This window comes from Ensifer sp. 1H6, assembly GCF_001976035.1.
Lineage (GTDB): Bacteria > Pseudomonadota > Alphaproteobacteria > Rhizobiales > Rhizobiaceae > Ensifer > Ensifer canadensis.
On sequence record NZ_MOAI01000049.1, the window covers coordinates 1 to 24,246 of the forward strand.

The 24,246-nt window shown below is 64.1% G+C and carries 16 protein-coding genes; 14 read left to right on the forward strand and 2 right to left on the reverse strand.

All coding sequences use genetic code 11. The annotated features are described in order from the left end of the window. The 11 genes from BKP54_RS32600 to BKP54_RS32655 form a co-directional block, all read left to right on the forward strand. Nucleotides 1–3,357 (forward strand): DUF4157 domain-containing protein (locus tag BKP54_RS32600; protein WP_128090556.1); only part of this gene is annotated, 3,357 nt, incomplete at its 5' end. A 61-nt stretch (nucleotides 3,358–3,418) separates the two neighbouring features. Continuing rightward, complete coding sequence (locus BKP54_RS32605; RefSeq protein ID WP_084815530.1) at nucleotides 3,419–4,066, forward strand: hypothetical protein; 648 nt, start codon at nucleotides 3,419–3,421, stop codon at nucleotides 4,064–4,066. Nucleotides 4,067–4,069: 3 nt separating this feature from the next. Next, the gene (locus BKP54_RS32610; RefSeq protein ID WP_084815531.1) at nucleotides 4,070–4,378 is read left to right on the forward strand and encodes a hypothetical protein; all 309 of its coding nucleotides are present in this window, start codon (nucleotides 4,070–4,072) and stop codon (nucleotides 4,376–4,378) included. Then, on the forward strand, nucleotides 4,375–5,547 hold the full coding sequence (locus BKP54_RS32615) for a hypothetical protein (RefSeq protein ID WP_084815532.1): 1,173 nt from the start codon (nucleotides 4,375–4,377) through the stop codon (nucleotides 5,545–5,547). The genes BKP54_RS32610 and BKP54_RS32615 overlap by 4 nt, the downstream gene beginning before the upstream one ends. Beyond that, entirely contained in the window at nucleotides 5,544–6,383 is an 840-nt protein-coding gene (locus BKP54_RS36220; RefSeq protein WP_198956900.1) for a phage baseplate assembly protein V, read from the forward strand. Before BKP54_RS32615 ends, BKP54_RS36220 begins: the two co-directional genes overlap by 4 nt. Then, on the forward strand, nucleotides 6,380–6,739 hold the full coding sequence (locus tag BKP54_RS32630) for a GPW/gp25 family protein (RefSeq protein WP_084815534.1): 360 nt from the start codon (nucleotides 6,380–6,382) through the stop codon (nucleotides 6,737–6,739). Before BKP54_RS36220 ends, BKP54_RS32630 begins: the two co-directional genes overlap by 4 nt. Next, on the forward strand, nucleotides 6,736–9,240 hold the full coding sequence (locus BKP54_RS32635; protein WP_084815535.1) for a hypothetical protein: 2,505 nt from the start codon (nucleotides 6,736–6,738) through the stop codon (nucleotides 9,238–9,240). Before BKP54_RS32630 ends, BKP54_RS32635 begins: the two co-directional genes overlap by 4 nt. 2 nt (nucleotides 9,241–9,242) lie before the next feature. Then, complete coding sequence (locus tag BKP54_RS32640; protein ID WP_084815536.1) at nucleotides 9,243–12,320, forward strand: putative baseplate assembly protein; 3,078 nt, start codon at nucleotides 9,243–9,245, stop codon at nucleotides 12,318–12,320. Continuing rightward, nucleotides 12,313–12,975, forward strand: coding sequence for a phage tail protein (locus tag BKP54_RS32645; RefSeq protein ID WP_084815537.1), 663 nt, complete (start codon nucleotides 12,313–12,315; stop codon nucleotides 12,973–12,975). The genes BKP54_RS32640 and BKP54_RS32645 overlap by 8 nt, the downstream gene beginning before the upstream one ends. 23 nt (nucleotides 12,976–12,998) lie before the next feature. Next, nucleotides 12,999–14,525 (forward strand): hypothetical protein, encoded by a 1,527-nt coding sequence (locus tag BKP54_RS32650; RefSeq protein WP_128090557.1) that lies wholly within the window; start codon nucleotides 12,999–13,001, stop codon nucleotides 14,523–14,525. Between the two features lie 10 nt (nucleotides 14,526–14,535). Further along, nucleotides 14,536–18,267: a DUF6519 domain-containing protein gene (locus BKP54_RS32655; RefSeq protein ID WP_084815539.1), complete on the forward strand. Its 3,732-nt coding sequence runs from the start codon at nucleotides 14,536–14,538 to the stop codon at nucleotides 18,265–18,267. A 391-nt stretch (nucleotides 18,268–18,658) separates the two neighbouring features. On the opposite strand, the gene BKP54_RS32660 is transcribed toward BKP54_RS32655, so the two are convergent. Next, nucleotides 18,659–18,916, reverse strand: coding sequence for a helix-turn-helix transcriptional regulator (locus BKP54_RS32660; protein ID WP_084815540.1), 258 nt, complete (start codon nucleotides 18,914–18,916; stop codon nucleotides 18,659–18,661). Between the two features lie 144 nt (nucleotides 18,917–19,060). Here BKP54_RS32660 and BKP54_RS32665 point away from each other — a divergent pair, with 144 nt between their 5' ends. Continuing rightward, complete coding sequence (locus BKP54_RS32665; RefSeq protein WP_084815541.1) at nucleotides 19,061–19,951, forward strand: LysR family transcriptional regulator; 891 nt, start codon at nucleotides 19,061–19,063, stop codon at nucleotides 19,949–19,951. A gap of 249 nt (nucleotides 19,952–20,200) precedes the next feature. Here the strand turns inward: BKP54_RS32665 and BKP54_RS32670 are convergent, their stop codons facing one another. Continuing rightward, on the reverse strand, nucleotides 20,201–20,881 hold the full coding sequence (locus BKP54_RS32670; protein ID WP_084815542.1) for a GntR family transcriptional regulator: 681 nt from the start codon (nucleotides 20,879–20,881) through the stop codon (nucleotides 20,201–20,203). 555 nt (nucleotides 20,882–21,436) lie between these two features. Here BKP54_RS32670 and BKP54_RS32675 point away from each other — a divergent pair. Continuing rightward, nucleotides 21,437–23,188: a N,N-dimethylformamidase beta subunit family domain-containing protein gene (locus BKP54_RS32675; protein WP_210190580.1), complete on the forward strand. Its 1,752-nt coding sequence runs from the start codon at nucleotides 21,437–21,439 to the stop codon at nucleotides 23,186–23,188. Continuing rightward, a complete protein-coding gene (locus BKP54_RS32680; RefSeq protein WP_084815543.1) occupies nucleotides 23,181–24,215 on the forward strand; it encodes an Ldh family oxidoreductase in 1,035 nt (344 codons plus the stop codon). Before BKP54_RS32675 ends, BKP54_RS32680 begins: the two co-directional genes overlap by 8 nt. Nucleotides 24,216–24,246 lie beyond the last annotated feature (31 nt).

Consider the following 24,246-nt stretch of genomic DNA (forward strand, 5'->3'; position numbering starts at 1 on the left):
CGCAAATGCGCCGCCTGCAGCGCCGCCGACGAGGAGATGCCGGTCATGCCGCGCCGGGCCGGGGCGACGGTGCAGCGCGCGCCGGCGCCGCTGCTTGAACGCGAAACGTTGCACGACCTGGCCGAGATGCCGCGGATGCGGCCCGGCGCCGCCGCGGGTACCGAACACATCGCCGCTTCGGCCGGTCGGCTCGAGTCCGGCGGCAGCGCCCTCTCGCATCAAACCCGCGACTTCTTCGAAAGCCGCATGGGCCGCGACCTTTCGGCCGTGCGCATCCACCGCGGCAGCGCCTCGGACGCGCTGAATGACAGCATCTCGTCGCGCGCCTTTACCTTCCGCAATCATGTCTGGCTGGGGCGAAACGAGGCGGAAGCGCCGTCCTTTACCATGGCGCACGAGTTGGCGCACGTCCTGCAACAGACCCAGCCGGGTGAGGTGCGCCCAAGGGTGCGCCGCGTACCCTCCGAAATCATCAGCGAAACGCTCTACTTCGGAGAGGATCCCAACAAGACCGCCAGCACCCACGACCTTGTTGTTGCCGACGCGGTCAAGAAGAACGCCAAACTCATGGGCGAGGTCTCAGTGCCCAACGCGCAGCGCGACAAGGGCGCTGTGGAAGACGGGTTCGGCTATGCCGACCTGGTTCTCTCTGATCCCAATAAGCTCTGGGGTCTTCGGTTCGCGCCTTATACTGGCACTGGCACCGGAACTGGCACCGGAACCGGTACTGGCACCGGCAGCCCGACCGCCCTGCCGTGGTATGTCGTGTCGGACGGCGGCAAGAACATCGTAGCCAAGAGCCTCGGCTACCACGCGAAAAAGGCGCTTCACATCGGCGGAGCCACCCTGAGGCCGGGAGGAGGCTACGAGAAATACAGCAGCGAATCGAGCCCGCGCTGGGGAACCACCGACTTCATCCGATCCGCAGCTGATGCGCCCAACAGCTACGAGATCGGCGACGTGAAATTTGCCGGCGACAAGGATCGCATGAGCGGTGCGGAAAAACAGGTCGACGATTACGCCACCGGATTCAAGGAGGCCGCCCGGCACTACAACAAGACGGTGGAACAGAGCGAGGCCGTCAAGAACGGCACCGCGCCTGCCGGCTCCTGGACCGGGTCGTCGCGGAACAATTCGCTGGCCAAGACCAACTTCACGGCTGCGAAGATGACCAGCTCGGCCAGTACCGGCGATTTCATCCCTCTGGAAAGCGCGTTGAAGCTGCGCCTCAGCAAGTATAGCAAGACGATCCTGGGTCATGACAAGTACGAGAACGTCACCGGGTTCACCTATACCGGGAAGTCCTATTACCGGCAGAAGAGCGGCGCCAAATTTCTGTGGGAGTATGTCTTCTGGCCGGACCAGATCAAGGAGCAGGACGACAGCACGTCTCGGTCCAACCGGCGCGACAAGCTGACCAATGCCAGCCAGACGCTCTATGATCAGATGATCGCGTCGCCGACGGGCAAGAAGCTGGTGATGCCGCTGCGCCATGCTGCGCCCCATGTCCAGCCCAAGAAGCCGAAGAAGCCGCTGCCGCCGCAGGAGGATCCGTTCCAGGCGCAATACAACACCTGGAAGGAGAAGCAGAAGACCTTCACCAGGACCTTCGCCGATTACACCAACATCAAGACGGGGACCGGAAAAGCGGACATCGCCAAGCTGGCCTTTGATACCGCGATCCAGAACACGGTCAAGCTTCTGGGCGGCACCGGGCCGGACGGCTCGCGGCCCGTGCAGAACACGACCGCGCTGACCGCAGCGCAATCCGAATACAACCGCGCCGAGCTTATGGAAGGACGCTCCGGGCGGATGCTCGGGGCAATGCGCAAGACCTTCGGTGCGACGTTCATCAAGGCGCTCAACATCTACCACCGGCTGAAGACCAAGTTCGAAGCGTTCCTGACCGGTGCGAAGAAGCGCACCAGTGGCGGGAAGATCGGCAAGGCGATCATGAAGGTCGGAGGCGTGATCTTCGGAGCCATCATCAAGATCATGCTGCCGCAGGTTGGCGCCTATCTGGTCGACTGCGTCGAGGAGGGGTTCAAGTCGGTGATGAAGTCGATGATCGGCGCCGACTTCAGCAACTACACCGATACGGTCGAAGGCGACATCATCAAGAAGTACCAGGAAATCTCAGAAAAGATCGAAGCCAAGGTCGAAGAGGCGGCCGAAGCGATCAAGACCCGGTTCGGCAGTATCTATGAAACCGTGATGGACACCTGGGAAGCTGCCAAGACTTTGATCAGTATCGCCCGGCATGTTTTCAATGTCGCCCGCATGGCCTCCTGTGTGGCTGGCGGGCTTGAGACAGTGGGAATTTCCTGTGTTGTTGCCGGTGTCGACTACATCCTTTCGCTCTTCGACGTCTCGCCCAGCGAGTATCTTCTGTCGCACCTGCTGGGCTCCTGTGTCGCGCAGGATTTGATCAAGGAGTTCATCCTCGGCCGGGCGATCATCCAGAACCTGCCGAAGGAAATCGCCGAGACGATCCGCAAAAACCTCAAGGAGGTCCTGCCGCCCGAGGTGAAACCTCTGCTTTGCGATCATATCGGCGATGCGCCCGATCTGCCTGATGCGTCCGAGGTTCCGTGCGAGGACATCGACAATCCGGGCAGCGGACGCGGTGGCAGCGATCTGTCAAAGCCGCCGCCCGGCTTCCCGCCAAGCATGAACGAGCGCCGAGCGACCGAGAAGGAAATCCGCGATCATGGCCGTCTGGGTACCGGGGTCGTCGACAGCTCCGGCAAGGTCGACCGCAGCAAGCTGCCGGAAGAGTTCCGCAAGCTGCTCGAACCCGAAGCGCCTCCTCCTCCAGGTACCCCCGAAGTCTGGGATCCGCCTGAGAGCATCAATCCGCCGCCGGCCAAAGGCAGCCCACCGGCAGACAAGAAACCCGCCCCCGACGCGGCCCCCCCTGACCAGGCAAAGGAAAAACCCGAGGACAAGGCGCCAGGGCAGAAGCCGGGCAGCGGATCGACCGGCGGCAGCGATGCTCAGGGCGGATCCGGCGGGCAGTCGGCCCAGTCGATCCGCCGCGGTCAAATCGCCGGACAGACCGAAACGGTGACGGCCTATCACACCATCCTGCCCGGACCCAGCGGCGGCTTTGCGCACGGGCCGGGCAACGCCAAGACCCTGTTCGACGTCTACCTCTACGTCCAGATGTCGGATTTGCGGACCTTCGGGCCGCTGCCGATCAAGATCAAGGTCATCGAGGTGGGGCGTCTGAAATCGGGCGACTGGATCAAGTACCTGCCGGACGGCCCCTATGTCCTGACGAAGAATGGTGAGGAAATCGAGATCAACCCAGCGGGTCACGATTGGTTCATTGCAAAGCTGAGTGCTGACAGATGAGACGGATCCCAAAGATGCATTTCAGTGATTTCACGGCCGACGCGCCGGATCGGAGCCAGCGATGACCGGTCTCACCATCTCCCCTCAGGTCCAGAAGGGCGCCCTCGTCGGCCTCGACCTCTTCAACCCGCTCTCTTCGGTGGCGATCTTCCAGTACAACCCCGAACAGATCACCCGGTCGATCGCGCCGAACTACAGCCAGGCGGGCGGCGGTAGGGCCGAGCCGCTGCGGTTGGCCGGGCCTCCCTCCGAGACGATCAGCGCCAACCTCAAGATGGACCTGATCGACCAGATGGAAGAGGGCGAGAACGGACCGCTTGGCGGTGGCATCTCGGGTTACCTCGCCGCGATCGAGATGATGGTCTACCCCAAAACCATCGCCGTCGCGATCAACCAGGCGCTGATGCTGGCAGGCACCATGGAAGTGGTGCCGCCCGCCGCGCCGCTGACGCTGTTCATCTACGGCTGGAAGCGGGTGGTGCCGGTCAAGATCGAAAGCCTTTCGATCACCGAGACCGCGCACGATCCGGCGCTGAACCCGATCCGCGCCGATGTCGCGGTCTCGATGAAGGTGCTGACCTACAACGATCTGTCGATGACCAACCCGGGCTATTGGGCCTTCCTGACCCACCAGGTGGTCAAAGAGACGCTGGCGACCGTCGCCAGCGTCAACAACATCGCCGATGTGGCGGGCAATCTGGAGATCTGAGCGATGATCACAGCGACAAGCCGATACGCCACCGCCACGGAGGTCGAGTTCACCCGGCCCGACGGCCGCATGGTGCGCCACATCGTTCCGCCGATCCTGCCGCATCCTGAAGACCACACCGTGGCGCGTCAGCATCGCATCACCGACAGCGACCGCGCCGATATCATCGCCGCACAGACCTATGGCCAGGCGACCGCCTGGTGGATGATCGCCAACGCCAATTCCGCCGCGCATCCCGACCAACTGACCGAGGTACCCGGTACTCCACTGGCCATTCCGATGCCTGATGCGAGGGGAGGCAGGACCACGTGAGCGCCTTCGGCAACATCCTCGGCATTCGCGCCACGCTGCTTCTGGGCAAGGAGGCCGTCGTGCTGCCGGCGCCGCTTGAGGCGATGGAGGCGATCGAAGAGATCGAAGTGCGCCAGGCGATGAAGAAGGACTCGGGCTTCAAGATCACGCTGCTGGCCGGGCGTGAGGGTCCGCTTGGCGCGTTTGGTCCGCCGTTCGTGGATGATCCGCGGTTCCAGCGTGGCGCGCGGGTGGTGGTCGTCGTCTGGAACGGGGTGGTGCCGACGCCGATCTTCGACGGAGTGGTGACCAAGACCCAGTACATTCCCGGCGAAGGCTCGAATGAAGGTAAGTACCTGATGCTGGGCCGCGACCTGACCTTCGTCATGGACCGCGAGCAGAAACGCGTCCAACACCCGGCCCAGGACGAAACCGTCATCATGAATGCCATGGCGCTGCAATACGCCACCTATGGCGTGATCCCGGTGATCATGCCGCCGCCGGTGATCGACCCGCCAATCCCGGTCGACCGCACGCCGCAGCAGACCTGTACGGACCTCGCCTATGCCAAGAAGATGGCCAAGCGCCACGGCTACAAGGTGTTCATCGATCCCGGCCCGGTGCCCGGGATCAGCCAGCTCTACTTCGGCCCAGTGCCGCGCCCGGGGCTGCCGCAGAAGCCGATCTCGGTCAACCTGGGGCCGATGTCGGATGCCTACGATGTCACGGTCAACCACGACGGCGAGGCCCTGACGGCCGCGCGCGCCAAGGTGCATGACCGGTCGACCGGGCAGGTCGTGCCACTGGAAATCCCCACCTCGACCAACACGCCGATGTCGGCCCTGTCCGAAGCGCTGACGCAGATCGGCAATACCAAGACCAAGGAGATCGAGACCTCGGGCCTCAATACCGCGCAGGTACTCGCGCGTCTGATGGCCGAGGTGAACGAGCCGGCCGAGAGGGTGCTGGAGGTCACCGGCACCATCGATAACACGCGCTACAACGCGGTGCTCAAACCCTACTACGCGGTCGCGATCCGCGGCCTAGGGATGATCTACAACGGAACCTATACGGTGTCCGAAGTCAGGCACGTCCTCAAGCCCGGATCCTACACCCAGACGTTCGCACTTCAGCGCGACGGGCTCTACCCGATCCTGCCCGCGGTCGCACCGGAGGTATCGCCGATATGAGCTGCGAGGACGAAAAATTCTTCGGCAAGTACCGCGGCAAGGTTGAGCTCAACATCGACCCGCTGGGCCTTGGTCGGGTTCAGGTCAGCGTGGCGGACGTTATGGGGGATGGCACGCTCGCTTGGGCCATGCCATGTCTGCCCGGCGCTGGGCCGGGCGTTGGCTTCTTCGCCATCCCGCCGTCTGGAGCCAATGTCTGGGTCGAGTTCGAGCGTGGAGATCCGGACTATCCGATCTGGTCGGGCGGGTTCTGGGACGCCGGAGACACGCCGGCCGCGATGGGGCCGACGCAGGCGCTGACGCGGGTCTGGGCGGGGGACAATTTCACGCTGGAGGTGCTCGACGCGCCGGGCTTGGCGGGACTCACGCTCAGCGTGACCACGGCCACGGGCGAGGCCGTACTGAAGGCCGGGCGACGCCATGGAGCTGAGCTTTTCCGGCGCGACGGTCAAGCTTGGCGCCGATGGCGTCACGATCAACAACGGAAATTTGAAGGTGCTGCCATGACCACGCCAATCGTCACGCAGGGAACCGTCGCCACCTGCCCGCATTCCATCCCGGTCACGATCGCGGCGACCGGCTCGAAGCTCCTGATCGACGGGACGCCCGCGGCTCTTATGGGCGACAAGGGCACGATCGCCGGCTGCCCTTTCACCACGCCCGAGCCCAAACCCCAGCCCTGCCTCGTTGCCGAGTTCACCAAGGCTGCCACCAAGGTGCAATCGGGCGGCACGCCGGTTCTGCTGCTCAATCCCGGCGACCTGTGCAAAAGCGGCCAGATCCCCAACGGTCCGGTGGTCTGGTCCTCGCCGCAGACCAAGGTCCTGGCAATATGACCTGGTTTTCGTTCCCCTACAGGATCTCGGCCGCCGGAACCACGGCCGAGGCTGACCGCGACCAGCAGATCCGCGACATGATCGAACAGGTGCTGTTCACTCGCCGGGGCGAGCGCCTGAACCGGCCCGAGTTTGGTGCCGGGCTGCACGAGATGCTGTTCTCCGAGAACGCGCCCGAGATTGCCGCCGCGGTCCAGCACCTGGTCCAGGGCGCGCTTCAGCAATGGCTGGTTGAGGTGATCGAACTGCGCGGCGTGCGGGCTGAGGCGGTGGACAACCAGTTGCGGGTCACGGTGGTCTACAGCCGGCTCGGCGACGACGAGGTACGCCGCGCCGTGGTGGAGGGCGCGATATGACGGAGTGCAGATGCCATTGCGGCACGTCGCTGCGCCGCCAGAGGGTTCTGGACAGCAACGCCGACATGGGCGGCGGGCTTGAGATCAACGGCATCGACTTCGTCGAGGTGCTGGACAGCGGCGCACCGGCGGGTATGGCGCAGAAACTGCTCGACGTCACTTTCCTCAAGCCCGACGGCGTCGCGGCCTTGAACGAGGACAATTTCGCCGTCACCGGCGGAACGCGGATTAAGGGCATCAAAGTGCTGTCGTTGGCGCTGCAATCGGATGGGCTGACCCAGCGGCTGACGCTGGACCAGGCCGGGGATTTCTCGCCCTACGTGCTGTCGCTGCGGCAAGGGCCGGTGAACGCCGCGCCGCCCGCCAATATGGATCGCCAGCTGGCGAGCGTGAACTTCTCCTTCAAGGTCGAATGCCCCTCGGATTTTGATTGCGTCGACCCCGCGCTGCCCGCTTCCGCGCGCCCTCAGGGGCCGCCGACCGACTACCTTACCCGCGATTTCTCTGGTTTTCGCACGATGATGCTCGACCGCATGTCCGCCACCATGGCCGACTGGACCGAGCGCAATCCGGCGGACCTGGGCGTGACGCTGGTCGAGGTGCTGGCCGATGCCGCCGACAAGGCGAGCTGGTTTCAGGACGCCATGGGTACAGAGGCGTTCTTCGAGCGCACACGCTTTCGACAGTCGCTGGTGCGCCACGCGCGGCTGCTGGGCTATCGCCCGGGGGAGGGCAGCAATGCGCGGACGGCCGTCGCGGTGACGGCAGGCCTCGACCGGGACGGCGCGCCGGATGTGATTGCGCGCGGCACGCGGCTCCTGACCCGCCCCGAGGCCCGGGGACAGGCGCCGCCGGCCGTTCTGGCACCGGACACCGAGCTGTTCGAAGACATGATCCGCCGTGGGTCGGTCGTGTTCGAGGCGTTGGAACCGCTGAAGTCCCTGCGCGTGGCGCGCAACGATGTGGGGTTCCACGATTGGGGCGACGAGGGCTGCTGTCTCACCAAGGGCGCAACCTCGGCTTTTCTGACCAAAGCCCCCGGCGATCTCGACCTGGCGGCCGGCGACCTTCTGGTCCTGGAGGAGCGCATTCCCTTTGGCGGCAGCGCCGAGGATCCGCCCGATCCGACCCACCGTCAGGTCGTGCGCCTGTCGGAAGATCCCACGCTGGCCAGCGACCCGATCTTCGGCCTTGCCCTGACCGAGGTGCGCTGGTTCGCCGAGGACGCGCTGAGGTTCGCTATGCCCATCGGGACGCTCAATGGCGCGCCGATGTCGGTGGCGCGTGGCAACGTTCTGCTGATCGACGAAGGCCGCACCGTGGATCACGGCGCCCCCGCGCCCGAGGACGAGATCTTGCTGGAAACGTTCCCTGCCGGTGGCCTTCTGCCGGATGACGGACCGGGTCAGGTGCTGCGCTACCGGCTGGCGGCCGAGCAGGTCGTGCGCGCGGCGCCTTTCGATCCGGAGGGTGCACGCAGGGCCTCGGCAGCCTCGTTGCTGTCGCCGATGGCCGAACCGGTGGCGCAGGTAGCACTCGTCGGAGATGGCGAGATCTGGACGACGGTGCCGGATCTTTTGACGTCGGAACGTTTCGCGCCACATGTGGTGGTCGAGCCGGGCACCGCGCCGGGGGCGGCCTATGTACGCTTCGGCGACGGGGTGCTGGGCCGCCGCCCGACCGAGGGTGCCGCCTTCGTCGCGCGCATCCGTCACGGCGGCGGCTTGCGCGGCAACATCGGGGCCGGCGCGATCGCCCATGTGGTGACCGGCGACGGCAGCGGCATCGTCGCGCTGGACAATCTCGTACCCGCGGCCGGCGGCACCGTGGCCGAACCGCGCACGGCCGTGCATGTCGCCGCTCCGCAGGCCTTCCGCGTATCGCGCCGTGCGGTCACTGCGGCCGACTACGCCGAGGTTGCCGCCCGCCATCCCCGCGTCGCCCGAGCCTTCGGCCGCCGCCGTTGGACCGGCAGCTGGCATACGGTCACGCTGGCGCTCGACCTGGTCGGCGGCGGCGAGGTGGATGCCGCGGTGGAGGCCGAGTTGCGCGCCTTCATCGAAGATCACCGGCTGGCCGGCCACGATCTGGAAATCGTCTCGCCGGTCTTCGTGCCGCTCGACATCATCCTCTTTGTCTGCGCTGCGCCGGATGCCTATGCATCGGACATCAACCGCGACCTCCTGGCGCTCTTTTCTGACCGTGATCTGCCGGATGGAACGCAGGGACTCTTCCATCCCGATGTCCTGGAATTCGGGGCGGACGTGGCGCTGTCGCCGATGATTGCCCGGGCGATGCGGGTCGATGGTGTATCCTTTATTGGCACTACCGACGAAAACAACACAGCGGTGGGCCGCTTCGCCCGGATGGATCAGCCCGGGGTCGACTACGCCGCTGCGGCGATCCTGCCGATCGCCAGCGCCGAGATCGCCCGGCTCGACAACGATCCCAGCCGTCCCGAGAACGGCCGGGTCCGCTTCATTGTGGAAGGAGGGCGCTGATCATGGCGACGCGCGACAAGATCTCGCCCTGCGGCGGCACCGACCTCGGCCCGCATCGCCCCGCCAACCGCGCCGGGCTTTCGCAGGTGGATTACCGGATCACCACCCAGCCGGAGGCGCTGGCGCGGATGCTGCGCCTTCTGCCGCGGCATGGGGTGACGGACCCCGAGACAGGTACCGAGCTTCAGCCGCTCGAGGCGCTGCGGACGCGCGATCTGCGGGATCCGACGATCAGCCTGCTGGATGCCTGGGCCATGGCCTGCGACGTGGTGTCGTTCTATTCGGAGCGCATCGCCAACGAGGGGTTTATTGGCACCGCCACCCAGCGCCGGTCCGTGCTCGAACTGGCGCGGATGATCGGTTACGAGCTGGCTCCCGGCGTGGCGTCCAGCGCGCATCTGGCGTTTTCGGTTGAGGATTCGGACAACCCCTACCGCGTGGTTCGGATCGGCACCGGCGTGCAAGCGATGTCGATCCCCCACGAGAAGGGCAAGCTGCCCCAGATCTTCGAAACGGTCGAGGAAATCACCGCGCGCGCCGAATGGAACGACATTCACGCCCGAACCGAGCGTCCTCAGAACCTGGTGCTCTACAACAATCTCGGGCAGGACGAGGACGCCGCCAACGGCACGCTCTACCTTTTCGATCTGGACAATTCCTTCGACGATGCCACGCTGGCCGATCCCGACCTCGTCACCATCGCGGCCGAAGGGGACCTGGAGCACTACCATCCGATGACCCGGCGGCTCGATCTGCCGGCGGCGCTCAGCAAGCGGATCGAGGACCACGAGACGAATGCTGAGATCGACCCGGTGCTCTACGCGCTGCCGGTGAACGAGGTCTGCCTGGCGGGGGTGGGGCTCAACCTGCGTAAGGGTACCAGGATGCTGGCGGTGGCGCAGGCGGTCGAGGATGGAGCGCCGGTCACCGCCATGCCGATGCGCGTCATTTCGGTCACCGAGGACCGGGCCTTCGGTCTGACGAAAGTCGTGCTGACGCGCAGCGGCACCGCGCCTGAGAAGGTGCGCCGCGCGCCGCCCTTCCGGCTGGCGAAACTGCTGATCGGCATCATGCCTTCGACGCGTATCGCGCTCGGCACCCAGGCAATTGAAACGCATGTGCGCGGCAAGACCTGGTCGGGCGACGGGCTCTCGGCGCTGGTGCAATCCCAATCCTGGCAGCGCGCCAAGATCATGACGCTGGTGCGTCTGTTGGTTCTGCCGCCGCCTGAAAAGGATAACGGCGAAGTACCGGCGCTCGGCCTTCATGTCATGCGCGACAGCTCCGGGTTCTTCGGCAACACCGCGCCGCTCCACGCCACCGTGAACTATGGCACCGACAGCGATGGGAACAAAGACAAGGGCCCCTACACCTATGACTGGGACGGCGGCACAGGCAACACGATCTGGATGAACGGAAAGGGCGAGACGTACATCAGTCACGGACTCTCCCACGTCTACCTCGACCGCGAACTGAAGGAGTTGCAGCCCAACGGCTGGGCGATCATCGAGAACGCTTCGGGCGGCTCCCTCGGCCTGCGGGTCACCCACGCGGCGGCAGAATCGCGGGCGGATTACGCAATCACCGGCAAATCGACCGGTGTGGGCTTGCGCACGGCCAACGACGGGACCCTGGATCTCGGCGACGTCGGTTCGACCAACATCTATAATTCCTTCCTGTTCCGGGGTTCTCAGATCCATGCGGTCAGCACGCACCTTCCGCTTGCCGGTGTGCCGCTATCGCCGGAGCTGCCACACAAGTCGACTTCGGTCGAGCTGGACCGGCTCTACCTCGATCTCGAACGCGGACGTCCCGTGTCGCTTTCGGGCGCGCGTAACGATGCGGAGGGAATCACCGGCCGCGAGACCCATATCATCGACGAGGTACAGCATATCGACGGCATTACGCGTCTGCTTTTGGCTGGCGAAACCGCCTGGCCCTATGACCGCACGACCGTGCGCATCAATGCAAATGTGGCGCTGGCGACGCATGGCGAGGCCGTGGCCGAAGACTTGGGGAACGGCGACGCGCGACTGACCTTCCAGACCTTCACGCTGAAGAAACCGCCACTGACTTACGTCTCTGCGGCCAACGAGACCGGTCGGGCCTCGACACTGAAGGTCCGCGTCGATGGCGCGCTCTGGCAGGAAACGGCTGCGCTCGGCAATGCCGGGCCAGAGGATCCCGTCTACGAGGTTCGCCAGTCCGACGACGGCAAGGCGCATGTACGGTTTGGCGACGGCAAGACGGGGCGCCGCCTGCCAACGGGGTCGCTGAACGTGAAGGCGGAGTATCGAAGCGGAATCGGCCTTGCCGGCGAAGTGCCGGAAGAGGCGATCAGTCAGCTCAAGACCCGACCCTTGGGCGTTCGCGCGGTCGTCAATCCGTCGCCAGCGACGGGCTCGGCCGATCCCGAGACGCTCGAAAGCGCGCGCGAGACCGCTCCGGGCACGGTGAAGACCCTCGGACGTATCGTTTCGCTCACCGACTACGCCGATTTCGCGCGCAGCTTTGCCGGCGTCGGCAAGGCACAGGCGCGCGAGCTGTGGTCGGGACAGAACAAGGTGATCCACGTCACCGTGGCACCCGAGGCGGATGCCGAGCTGACCGCGAGCGATCCGCTGATGTCAAACCTTGCCGATGCGATGGCCAAGGCGCGCGACCCCTCGCGCCCACTGATCCTGCAACCCTATGCGCGCCGGTTCTTTGCCCTGACGGCCAAGATCTATCCCGATCCAGCCTACCGCTCCGAGGATGTAACGCTCTGGGCGCGCCAGCAGATCGAGGCGCTTTTCGGCTATGACGCGCGCAAGCTCGCGCAATCGGTCAGCGCGGCCGAGGTCATTGCGGCGCTGCATCGGGCGGCCGGTGTCGTATCGGTCGATCTCGACGCGCTCGAGGTGCTCCTCGACGGCTCTGCCACCGGCTCCGTTGCCGTGGAGCTGTCCTCGGTGCTGCCGTCGCTTCCCGCCACCGGGCCGGGCCAGCGCGGGCATCGCGACGACTTTGCCCCGGCGCAATTGCTGACCGTGCTGCCGTCAGCTGTCAGCCTGACGATCATGGAGGTCGCAAATGTATAACCGCGCACCCGGCAACCTGTTCGAGCGGCTGCCCAGCCATTTCCGCACCCGCGATGCCGAGCAGGGTCGCCCGCTTCAGGCGCTAATGGAGATCATGGCGCAGGAGCTGGCCATCTTGGAGCGCGATATCGACCAGCTCTACGACGACTGGTTCGTCGAGACCTGCGAGCCCTGGGCGCTGCCCTATATCGCCGCGCTGGTCGGGGCGCGTCCGATGCGCGAGATCGGCACCGATCAGGCAGGGCTTCTGCGCGGATACATTGCCAACGTGCTGCGCAACCGGCAGGCCAAAGGCACTGCCGCGGCGGTCGAGCAGGTGGCGCGCGAGGTGTCCGGATGGTCGGTGGTGGCGGTGGAGTTCTTCCAGCGGCTTGCCACCTCGCAGCACATGAATCATGTTCGGCCGGACGCACCTGCCTTTGCCGACCTGCGTGACACCGCGCGCGGCCGCGCTAGCCGGTCGCCGTTCTCGACGATGGCGCATTCGCCCGCCGCGGGGCAACCGGGCGGCTTTGCCGGGCGCTACAACATCCCGCACCTGGGGCTGTTCATCTGGCGGAACGTGGCGGCGCCAATCTGGCCGGTGGAAAATCCGGGCGCAGGATATCTGGGCGGCGCAGTGCCGCGCCCCGATGCGCCGACCCCGGGCTTGTGACCTTTGATCCGTTGGGCCGCGACATGCCGCTGGTCAACCGTCCGGCGGCCGACCTAAGCGTGGCCGCGCGGATGACCCGGCGCACGGTGCCCGCGCCGCTGACCCGCGACGAGGTCTTCGCTTCGCTCAACGCCGCCCGCGGCGAGGGCGTCACTCCGGGCCGCTGGTTCGAGAAAAGCCCGCCATTCCGGGTGCGTCTGGACGGCGCAGAGGTGCCGCCTGAAAAGCTCTTCTGCTGCAATCTGGAAAAGGCCGGGAACGGCACGTGGCGGCGGCCCGCCACTGCCGGCGAGGTGATGGTCGACCCCGAACTGGGCCGGATCTCGTTGCACGCCACGGACGAGGGCAAGGCGGTCGAGACCGGCTTTGCAACGGGCCAGCCCTTCGACATCGGCGGCGGCGCCTATGACCGGCGGTCCAGCCGCGAGAAATGGCTTCCCGACCTCGTCATCCCCGGCGAAGCGCCGCCCTGGCAGATCGGCGTGACCAAGGTGGCAAGCCATGTGACCGACGACCCGCTCCAGGGTGGGCCGGTGGTCGCCAGCCTGCGCGACGCGGTGGACCGCTGGAACGCCCAGACCGCCGAGGGCGCGCGCGGGATCATCGCGGTGATGGACAACGCCACCTATGCCGAGGCGCTGAACGCGACCCATGCAATCACGCTGCCGAAAGGCGCGACGCTCGCCATCGTTGCCGCGGCTTGGCCGATGGTGGAGGAGCCGGGCGGAGTGCGACGCCGCATTCCGGGCCAGCTGTCACCGATGCACCGCCGCCCGCTGGTTCTGGCGCCGGTGATGATTGACGCGGCGGATGCCGCCGATGACCCGGCTGGCTCATTGGTGATCGACGGTCTGGTGATCAGTGGCAATCTTACGGCCCGGCCTGGAGGCGATCTGGGGGCACTCAGGCTTTACAATTGCACGATCGGAGCCTCGGGCGCGGCACTGGACCGTTCAGTGCGCGCCACCACCGAGAACGCGAGGATGAGCTTGGTGATGGACCGCTGCATTGTCGGCAAGGTGGACCTGCCGCAGGCGACGGGCGGAATCGAGATCACCCGGTCGATCATCGGCGAGGATCAGATCGCCGGCGGCGGTGGGGCCGGGGCCGGCGTCATGGTCCTGCGCGTACCCTTGATGGACATGAGCTGCAGCGGCAGCACCGTCTTTGGCCGCACCAACTGCCGCAGCCTGCAGGCGGAAAACAGCATCCTGACCGGGCGGATCACGGTCGAACATCGGCAGACTGGCTGCGTCCGCTTCTGCTATGCCGACGAGACTTCTGTTTTACCGCGCCGCTACCGCTGCATGCCGCGTGCCAGCGACGATCCCAAGCCGCGCCCGGTCTTTGTCTCGACCCGTTTCCAGGATCCTGAATTCGGACTTCTGAGCCTACGCACCCCCATCGCCATCCTCGAAGGGGCCGAGGATGGCATGGAAATGGGTGTGGGTTATGCCAACCGCGATCCCGCCCGCCGTGCCAACATTCGCGATGCCGTCGAGGAATTCGCGCCATTCGGCCTTGTCCCGGGCTTCATCTACATGACTTAGGAGGCCTGCCATGACCGGCGATATTTCGAGAAAGACCTTCGATCGTGCCAAGGATTTCAGCCTTGTGAGGATGCAGCAGGGCCGCCTGTTTGCCGATGCCGACTGGAACGAACAGGGCGACATCCTGCGCGCCTCCGATCGGGAGGCCGCGGCCGATATCATCGGGCCCGCGGGCTTTCCGGAGGAGGATGCGGGCTTCGGACTGCTCCCGGATGCAGGAACCGGAACGCTGGTGATCACCCCGGGCACCGGATACGTGGCGGGTGTGCGCCATGTGGTGCGCTGGCCCACCGCCTATACGCTGACGCGTCAGTCAGGCACCGGCGGAAACGCGCTCTGGCGGATCGACGATGGTCTGCAGCTGGCGGATGACGACGTGCTGAGCACTGACCCGGCCGGCCTGACCGGCTTCGTCAAAGTGCGCAATTTCGCCCAGGATGCCAACGGTGTACGGACCTTCCGGACCACGCCCGCCCTTGGCGACGCGGTAACCGTCGCGTTCCGGCCGGCAAATTATTCGCGCCAGCCTTACGGTGCCGGTGTGCCGCTTCCCGATGTGGCCGGTGATTACCTGGCCGTGCTCAAGTCCACAGATCTCGCCGTGACCGCGCTTGACGATCCGCTGTTGCGTGAAGTGGCTTTCGACGGGCCTGACACCGCCTATCGCGATCGGACGATCTGGCAGGTCGTGCTGGTCTCGCGCACGGCTCTGCTGGCGCTTGGATATCAGGCGGCCGATCTCACCTGCCCGGCGCTGTCCATGGGGTTCGATCCCGTCCTGGCTGAGCATGCGCCGGGCGAGATGCGCGCGCGGGCCGAGCTCTCGGACCTAAGCGCCGGAGCCTGCACCCTGCCGCCTGCCGCGGGGTACCGCAGCCTCGACAACCTGCTCTTCCGCGTCGAAATCCATCGGAGCGGCGACGAAACCACGGCGTTCTACAAATGGTCGCGCGAGAACGCCATTTACCGGACCCGATATCGCGAGATCGATGCGGGCGTGCTGGTGGTGGAAAGCATCGGCCGCGATGAGATGACGGCCCTGAAGGCCGGCGACTGGATCGAAATCCGCGATCAGGCGGCGATCTACGGCCAGGCGCCGGGCTTCTTTGCACGAATCGACGAGGTGATCGGGCAGCGCGTTTCGCTCGCCGAATTGCGCGATCCGCTGACGCTCGCGCCGCTGCTCAGCAACGGACTTCCCGACACCGCCAAGCTTCCGGCCGCGGCATTCGTGACCCGCTGGGAAGGCGGGCTTCCGGTGCAATTGGACAATGCGACGGCCGATTGGGTCGATCTGGAGAATGGCGTCCAGGTCCGCTTCGGGGTCGGCCAGTACCAAAGCGGTGATCACTGGAACATTCCGGGGCGCGCCGTGTCTGGGGATATTGAGTGGCCACGCAACCCCGCCACGGGCGAACCGATGTCGAAGCCTGCCGAGGGACCGCGGCGCAACTATGCCGCGCTGGCCTGGCTGACGCTCGACGGAGCCGGCGCCTGGACGGTGACTGAAGATTGCCGGCCGCTTTTCCCGCCGATCATCAAGGCCAAACAGGTGCTTTACGCCGGCGGTGACGGGCAGGAAGCCCTCGACGATCCGCTGAATGTCGCCGCCTTGGTATCCCTGCCAAAGGAACTCTCCGTGGCCGTTGTGCGCGGTCACAAGCCGGTCAAGGGCGAGACGATCCGCTTCACCGTGGTGGAGGGCGCCGGGCGGTTCGGCAACGGCCAACCGACCCAGCAGGCCACCACCGATGACACCGGGGTGGCGTCGGTCAACTGGAACCTCGATAGTACGGTCCAGGTCCAGCGTGCCGTTGCCCAGCGGCTGGATGCGGCGGGAACCCCGACCCATGCGCCGATCGCCTTCAACGCCACGCTTTCGCGTGCGACCCACATCAGCTTCGATCCGGCCAACACGCCCGCACTCGGCCAAGCCAATACGGTGCAGAAGGCCATTGAGGCGCTGGCGGGGCTCCAGCATTCCGGCTGCACCACCATTGTCATTCAGCCGGGCGAGGACTGGGTGGCGCGACTGGAGGGGCTGCAGCCGAGCGAGAACGCTTCGATCTGTTTCGCCCGCGGTACCTACACCACCGCGCGCACCGTGCGTATGAGCGGTCTGGGTCATATCCGGATCAGCGGCGCCGGGCCCGGGACCGTCCGGATCGTGGCCAACCGCACCGAGGCTGCGCTCGCCTTCGAGGCATGCGCCAGCGTCGCGGTAAGCGGGTTGGAACTCGCAACTCCCGACGGGAATACCGCCGTCGACGCCGGCCTGAAGACGCACCGTCAGGGCACGCTGGACTTCGGTCACTGCGACGAGGTCGAGGTCCATGGCTGCACCCTCAGTTGCGGCGGCGGCACCTCGACGGAGCGCGCCTGCGTGACGGTCCGGGGCTACAGCGAGACGCTGAAGACCCTGAGGGTCACGCAATCGGTGCGGATCACCGGCAACAGCCTGACGGTCGGCAACCTTCAGGAGGGGATCGTCGTGACCGACGCCGTCGACGTCGACGTGTCTAGCAATCTCCTGACGGCCAAGTCGGGCAAGGGCTCGCTCAACATCGGCGCGTTCCTCTCCGACAAGGTCTGGGTGGCGACGACTGCAAAGCACCTCATTTCCCGGCCCGTGAAAGGCAATGTCGGCCGGGGCACCGGCTTCAAGGAAATTGCTGCCAAGGAATGGCGCATGACCTTCAACAGTCCGGTGTCGCAGAAGGACTGGGACGAATTGGTCGCCATGAACCCGCCCGCGGCGGCGGACCTCAGGAACCAGGACACGTTCAGCCGCTGGGCGCAGGGTCTCGTCGCCTCCGTCGCTGAGGACCCCGACAGGATGCCGGTCTTCCGCAAGCAGCTGAAGCGGGTGGGGGACTCGTTCGGTACCAACGATCAGGGGCTCGACAATCCGAAGGTGCGCACCACGTTACTCGTCTCGAGCGATCCGGTCGTGCAGCGGTTCGACGGGGGGTCGGGTGCACAGCGCCAGGTTGTGGTTGAGGCGAACGGACAGGTCGTCGCCTTCGACAGCGCCTTCAGTCAGAAGGACTGGACCACGCTGATTTCCCGCAGCGGCTCGGCCACCAAGATCGCAAACGCGGACGAGCTCCTGGGGCTCAGCTATGCCTTGGCGAAGAAGGTGTTGGAGGACAAGGAGCTCCGAGCCGGATTGGGTTCGGTTCAGAACTGGCTTAAGGGCCTCGGGGAGAATTCGGTCAGCCTGGGGGCGCAGGGCATCGTCTGCGGCGGACGCCGGATGGACAATGTCGCGATCCGGGGCAATGCGATCCGCGCTTTCCAGGTGGGGGTGCGGGTGGCGGTGAGCCATATGCGCAGCTCGAACGTCCGGTCCAGATCGGTGTCGATCGACGACAACCGGATGGAGTTGATGGCGCCCAGCGCAGAAGCCTATGCCGGCTACGGCATGATGATCGGCAACGTCGACACCCTGCGCATCCGAGGCAACGAGATGGCGCTGTCGAGCCGACCGAACTTCATTAGGTACTTTGCGCAGGGCATCCGCATTTGGGGCTTCATCGGGCACCAGGTCCTGGTGGCGGAAAACCGGATCTCCATGGCCACGATGGGCATTCGTCTGGTCTCGGTCGTCCCGTTCGGCGAGGATCCGCACCTGTGGGTGTTTCGCGAAAACCTGATTGAGGGGCCGGCCGGCATCCGCAACTGGAAGGTGACGCCATCCTGGCCGCTCATCGACCAGAACAATCTGACGCGCACTGTCTAAGGAGTGGCCCGAAGTCGATTTTCGTTGTATAAGTAAACCCCCTGGCTCTCGTGGCAATGGATTTTTGGTGCCACCGGGTTCGAGTCCCTGTCAGGTTAGCGAAGCGGAGCGGGACACCCGGTCCGCTTCCCGCATTTTCGGGGTAGGCGAAACCTTTCTTCTGGGCGGTTCGGCGCCGCGAATGAAGATGGCAGACATGGCCGTGGCTACCGGAGGTTGGTCGACCGAGGCGGATTGGCCTAACGTCGGGAGCGCACAATCCGTACACCGGGGGTCCATTGCGCGGGCATGGGAGACGCTGATCGACCGGCCCGTCGCAGCGAGTGCTCCTGTTTTGTGCGTCTAGGATCGCATAATGTATCGACTGAAACCCGGGTCGAAATGCTCGGTCTTATCCCTTGCGTCCACGGGGGAGGTTTGAAGGTTCTTCCTCGCCCTCCTGCGGCAGATTGAACAGTTCGAAAACCTCACATTCGAGCACCGTTGCTATCTTCCCCAGAGAGTCGACGCCGAGATTGACCTGCTTGCGCTCAAGTTGGGAGATTGACACGCGTTCCAGCTGCGCCTCAAGCGCAAGGCGTTCTTGTGAGAGGCCACGCTTGACCCTCAATTTCCGAACATTCCAGGCCAAGAGCTCGCGCGGTGTCATGGCGTCACATGACCATTGCGCGTCGAATTAAATAACTGGCTATTCTATACGAAAAGATGTTAAAAGTTGCAGGCGATCAATTTTCGTTCGCCTCATACGCGCATCATTGGCGTGGGGCGGCGATGCTGCTTTGTGAGGGCCGCTATGGAACTTCGCCAGCTGAGCTATTTCGTGGCGGTTGCCGAGGAGCTGCATTTCGGTCGGGCGGCAGCCCGGGTGCATATCGCCCAGCCGGCCTTGAGCTGTCAGATCCAGTCGCTGGAAAAGGAACTCGGCGTTCGCCTGCTGGAGCGCTCGACGAGAAAGGTCGAACTGACCAGGGCAGGGGAGATCTACTACGATCGCTGTGTGCGGATATTGGGCGATGTCGATCTGTCGGCCGAGGTGGTGCGCTCGGTTGCCGGCAAGGCGAGGCGCAAGATCCGGATCGGCACGGTCTATCCGGCAACGATCGGTCTGCTGCCGGCGTTCCTGGCCCGCATTGGCCGCAAGTATCCCGACATCGAGCTGCATATATCCAGCGGCTCGACCAACGACATCATCCGCGGGCTGGAGAACGGCCAGATCAATCTCGGCTTCATCCGCCCGGTCGAAAACATCGGCTCGCTCCGGTTCTTCTCGATTGCGCACGAGCGCTACCTTCTGGCGGTGGAGAAGAACAGCGCGCTGCTTGCTAGAGGCGAGATCGGCATCGAGGATCTGAAGGGTGAGAAGATCATCTCGTTCTCGCGTCAAAACCTGTCCTTCACCGAGCGCTACTTTGCTGAAAAGTTCGAGGAGCACGATCTGTCGAACAGCGTCGCCTACACTTGTGACGACACCTTCTCACTGGTGTCACTGGTGTCGGCCGGTCTTGGCATCGGCTTTGCGCCGGAATGGACGCTGGATCTTCCCAACCGCAATTTCGAGCTCAGGAAGGTGAGGGGTATCGACTTCCGCATCGGTCTTGGAGTTGCCTGGTCCAAAGACGATCCGACCGCCGCCCGCGACGACATCATCGACATCGCCCGGTCGCTGGTCCGGGCGGGCAGGTGACGGAGAGCCTGAATGCCTTCGGTGCGATGCCGCGGTCGAGCGGAGCGGCTTGCCGGGCCTAGGCTTCCCGGACCCCGGCCGTTAGCCGTCGCGATGCTGATCCTCCGAGACGAGGCTTTTAACCGGTCAAGCCGCGCGCGAACGGGCTGTGGCAGCGTTGCTGCCGGCGCCTGGTGCGCTCATTATTTTCCCGAGCTGCCGGCGAGTGATGGGAGCCAATTGGTCCACCTCATCAGCCATGGCCAACAGTTATTTGCGGCCCCTCACTTTCGGAAGATTGCTCAAGAGGGACTCGCACGCCTTGGTGATGTGGGCAACGAGCAGTTCCGTCGCCATTGCCACATCTCGCTCCCGGCACGCGGCAAGTATTTGCCGATGCTCTCGGTCATCCACTCCCGTCCCACCTGACAGGGTCAACTGAATGCGGAGGTAACGTTCGATCCGATCGTTCACGGACCGGATGAGATTGAGCAGGAAAGGCTTGTCGGCGTCCTCATAGAGACACGAGTGGAACTGCCAGTTCAGTTCCGCCCATCGCGCGACGTCGGTCTCGCGCGCGAATTCATCGCAATACTCTTCGGCGCGCTGGAACGTGCGCTCGGTCATCCGAGGGATCGAGAGTTTCAGCGCATTTGCTTCCAGCATCCCTCTGACTTCAAAGATTTCAGCAATCTCCGGTTCGGTGATGCTCGTTACGACGGCGCCGCGATTGCGTTGAAACTCGACGAGGCCTTCGGCTTCCAGCCGCTTGAGGGCTTCCCGAACAGGGATTTTGCTGACGTCAAATAGCTTGGCGATGTCATCCTGGCGGATGGGTTCGTCTTCATCCAGGACGCCGGTGACAATCGCCTCGCGGATATATTTGGCGATAATATCGGAAGTTGGCGGCGTGCTGCCGAGGGATGGCAAGTTCTGGGCTTTTAGCGGCAATGGTCACTCCATGATCGGCAGTCGCCCGCAAGCGAGGCGTATCGCATAACGTAGCTTATATACGATATGAGTTTGCCTGTCTTGACTCGTAATCGTATACGATATTCTATATGAGGCGTGCAATACGGGACTGTGAGCGATGAGCGGGCAAAAAATACCGGGACTGATTGGCTACGTTACGCCGCTGAGCGCCGCGCCCGGCGGTACTTTGGAGTTCAAAGTCTCCTCACACGACAACCGTTCTGTCGTTGCGCGTGCATTTCGTTTGATCAGCTGCGATCCGAACCCGGCCGGCCTGGCATCAAGATTGAGGCGGCCGATTTCGGCCTTGCCGCACGATATCCTGCCTCGGAACAACGGGCCTATCTCGGCTCCTGCGCGTTCGGCGCCATTCCAGACTTACGCGATCGTGCCGCGATCAAGGTCGCGCTGATGGTAAAGCCGACGTTCCATTCCGATTTCGCGCAGACCCTCTTTTCCGTGCAGAATGCCGATGGGACTGCAGGAGTGGCCGTGGTTATCCGGGGCAACATGCTGTTTCTCCAGCAGCTGGGAATGGACCAAACCTTTGATATCGGTGTCGGCCTGGCCAAGGATCATTGGTCTCGCCTCGAAGTGGCTTTCGATCTGGACGGCTTCTCGGTTACCGTCTCGAGGGATTCGCATTGGGGCGGTGACGCAAAACATGTCAGCTTTTCGCACGTCACGAGCCGGGCACTGGCCGGCGCCGATCATATCTGCTTTGCCGCTTTGTGGCGGGGACACCCTGAGCAGGCCTTCAATGGTTCTCTCGAAGGCCCAGCGCTGAGTGTAAAGGGATCGGCAGAAGAACCGGCGTGGGAGGTCATCGCCAGCTGGAATTTCGGTGGAGACGCGCGCGACACCCGGGTGGAAGACAAGAAGGGGAAGGGGAGATGGCTTTTCCTGATCAACATGCCGACCCGCGCGGTCAGATCGTCGGAATGGTCCGGCCGGAATCAGGATTGGAAGCAGGCACCGGATGAATATGCGGCGATCAGCTTTCATTCCGATGACCTCAGCGATTGTGGTTGGGAATCGACAATCCGGATCGACGTGCCCGAGGGAATGCGCTCGGGGGTGTATGGACTTGAGATCGACAACGGTGTCGGCAAGGACACGATCCCGTTCTATGTCGTCCCGTGGGAAAGAACAGAACGGCAGAGGATCGTATTCCTGGCGCCGACATTCACCTACATGGCCTATGCGAACTTCGCTCGCGGTAATTTTGCCGGCGAACTCGCGGAAAGGGTCGCCGCCTGGAAGGCCTATCCGCACAATCCCGACCAAGTGAGGGCCTATGGATATTCCACCTACAGCCGCCATCCCGACGGAACCGGCGTGAGCCTGTCGTCGCGCCATCGCCCCGTGCTGACGATGCGTCCTCAATATCTCATCTACTTCGATCCGAACGGTTCGGGCATGCGCCACTTCCCGGCGGATTCGCATTTGACGGATTGGCTCGAGGAAAAGGGTTTCGCCTTCGATGTCATAACTGATGAGGACCTTGATCGGGATGGCCTCCCCGCCTTGTCACCCTATGACGTGGTCCTGACGGGGACCCATCCCGAGTACCACACGCAGCGCACCATGGAGGCGCTGATCGGCTACCGGGAAGCCGGCGGCAACCTCATGTACCTCGGTGGGAACGGTTTTTATTGGAAGATCGGTCGCAACGACGACATGCCCCATCTGATCGAGGTTCGGCGTGCCGAGGGCGGTATGCGGGTATGGGCGAGCCAGCCGGGCGAATACTACCACCAGCTTGACGGAGAGTATGGCGGCCTGTGGCGGCGCAATGGAATTGCGCCCCAGAAAGTGGCGGGAGTTGGCTTTACAGCCGAGGGCGGATTCGAAGGCTCGTACTACGTTCGCACCGCCGCCTCCTACCGGGACGATCTTGCATTTCTTTTCGAAGGTATTTCGCCCAATGAGCGTATCGGCGACTTCGGATTGTCCGGCGGTGGCGCTGCCGGTTTCGAGATCGATCAGGCCGCGACTGATCTCGGCACCCCCGATTTCGCGACCGTCGTCGCCTTCTCGGAAGGCCATGGACCGTCGTTCCACACGACGTTCGAAGAACTTCTCCTGCCGGGCGTGTTCGAGGGGACGGCGCGGGAACATGGCGGCATAAGCGCCAATATCGTCTACGGGAAGTCTGAAACGGGCGGCGGTCTGTTTGCCGTCGGCTCAATCACATTCTGCGGGAGCCTTTCGCACAACAAGTACGACAACAATGTCTCGCGCCTTCTCGAGAATTGCCTAAGAAGGTTCCTCGCCGATGATTAAGAAGAAGGAAACCCGAGACACGCGCATCAGCTTTCACGAGCTGAAATCGCTCCTGAGAGCGATTTTCGTCAACAATGGCACAGCCGCGGAGACTGCCGATATCCTCGCGGAAAACTGCGCCGCATGCGAAAGGGACGGTGCGCTCAGCCATGGCATTTTCCGCATGCCCGGTTATGTCGATTCGCTAAAATCGGGATGGGTGGATGGTCTGGCAGTCCCGGATGTAACGCGATTCGGGCCATCTTTCATCCGGATCGATGCGCGCAACGGTTTTGCCCAGCGGTCGCTTGCTGCTGCGGACCCGTTGATCAGAAGCGCCGTTCGGGAGACGGGCATAGCCGTTGCCGCGATCCGCAATTCCCATCATTTCAGCGCGTTGTGGCCGGATGTCGAACCCTTCGCGCTTTCGGGCCACATGGCCATCACCGCGGTCAACGGGCTTGCGAATGTGGTGCCTCATGGTGGCCGGCAGGCGGTCTACGGAACCAACCCCATTGCGTTTGCCGTGCCGGTGGAGAATGCAGAGCCGCTGGTCGTCGACCAGGCCACCAGCGTGATGGCGAACGGCGAGATCCGGCTGCATGCCCTCGCTGGAAAACCGGTTCCAGATGGAACAGGGGTTGACCGCGAAGGCAACCACACCACTGACCCTCTCGCGATTTTAGCCGGCGGGGCATTGAACACCTTCGGCGGCTACAAGGGCTCGTCGATCGCCTTGTTCGTAGAGATTCTCGCTGGAGCGATCACGAGCGGACAGTTCTCGTTCGAAAATGACTTCACCGGCTTCCCGGGTGCGCAGACCCCGAAGGCGGGACAGCTCCTGATCGTGATCGATGGGAATTGGGGCGGTTCGACGAACTTTGAAGCGCGTCTTGCCCATCTCTGCACTCAGCTGATCGATGCCGGCCAAGACCGGTTGCCAGGCGCACGACGGTTTGCGAACCGTTCGGTGGCCGAACGGTTCGGTATCCCGATCGCACAGGACAAACTGCAGGGGCTTCGAATGCTGGCGGGCGAAGAGCCGTGAAACCCCAAAACGATTGGCTCAAACAGGAAGG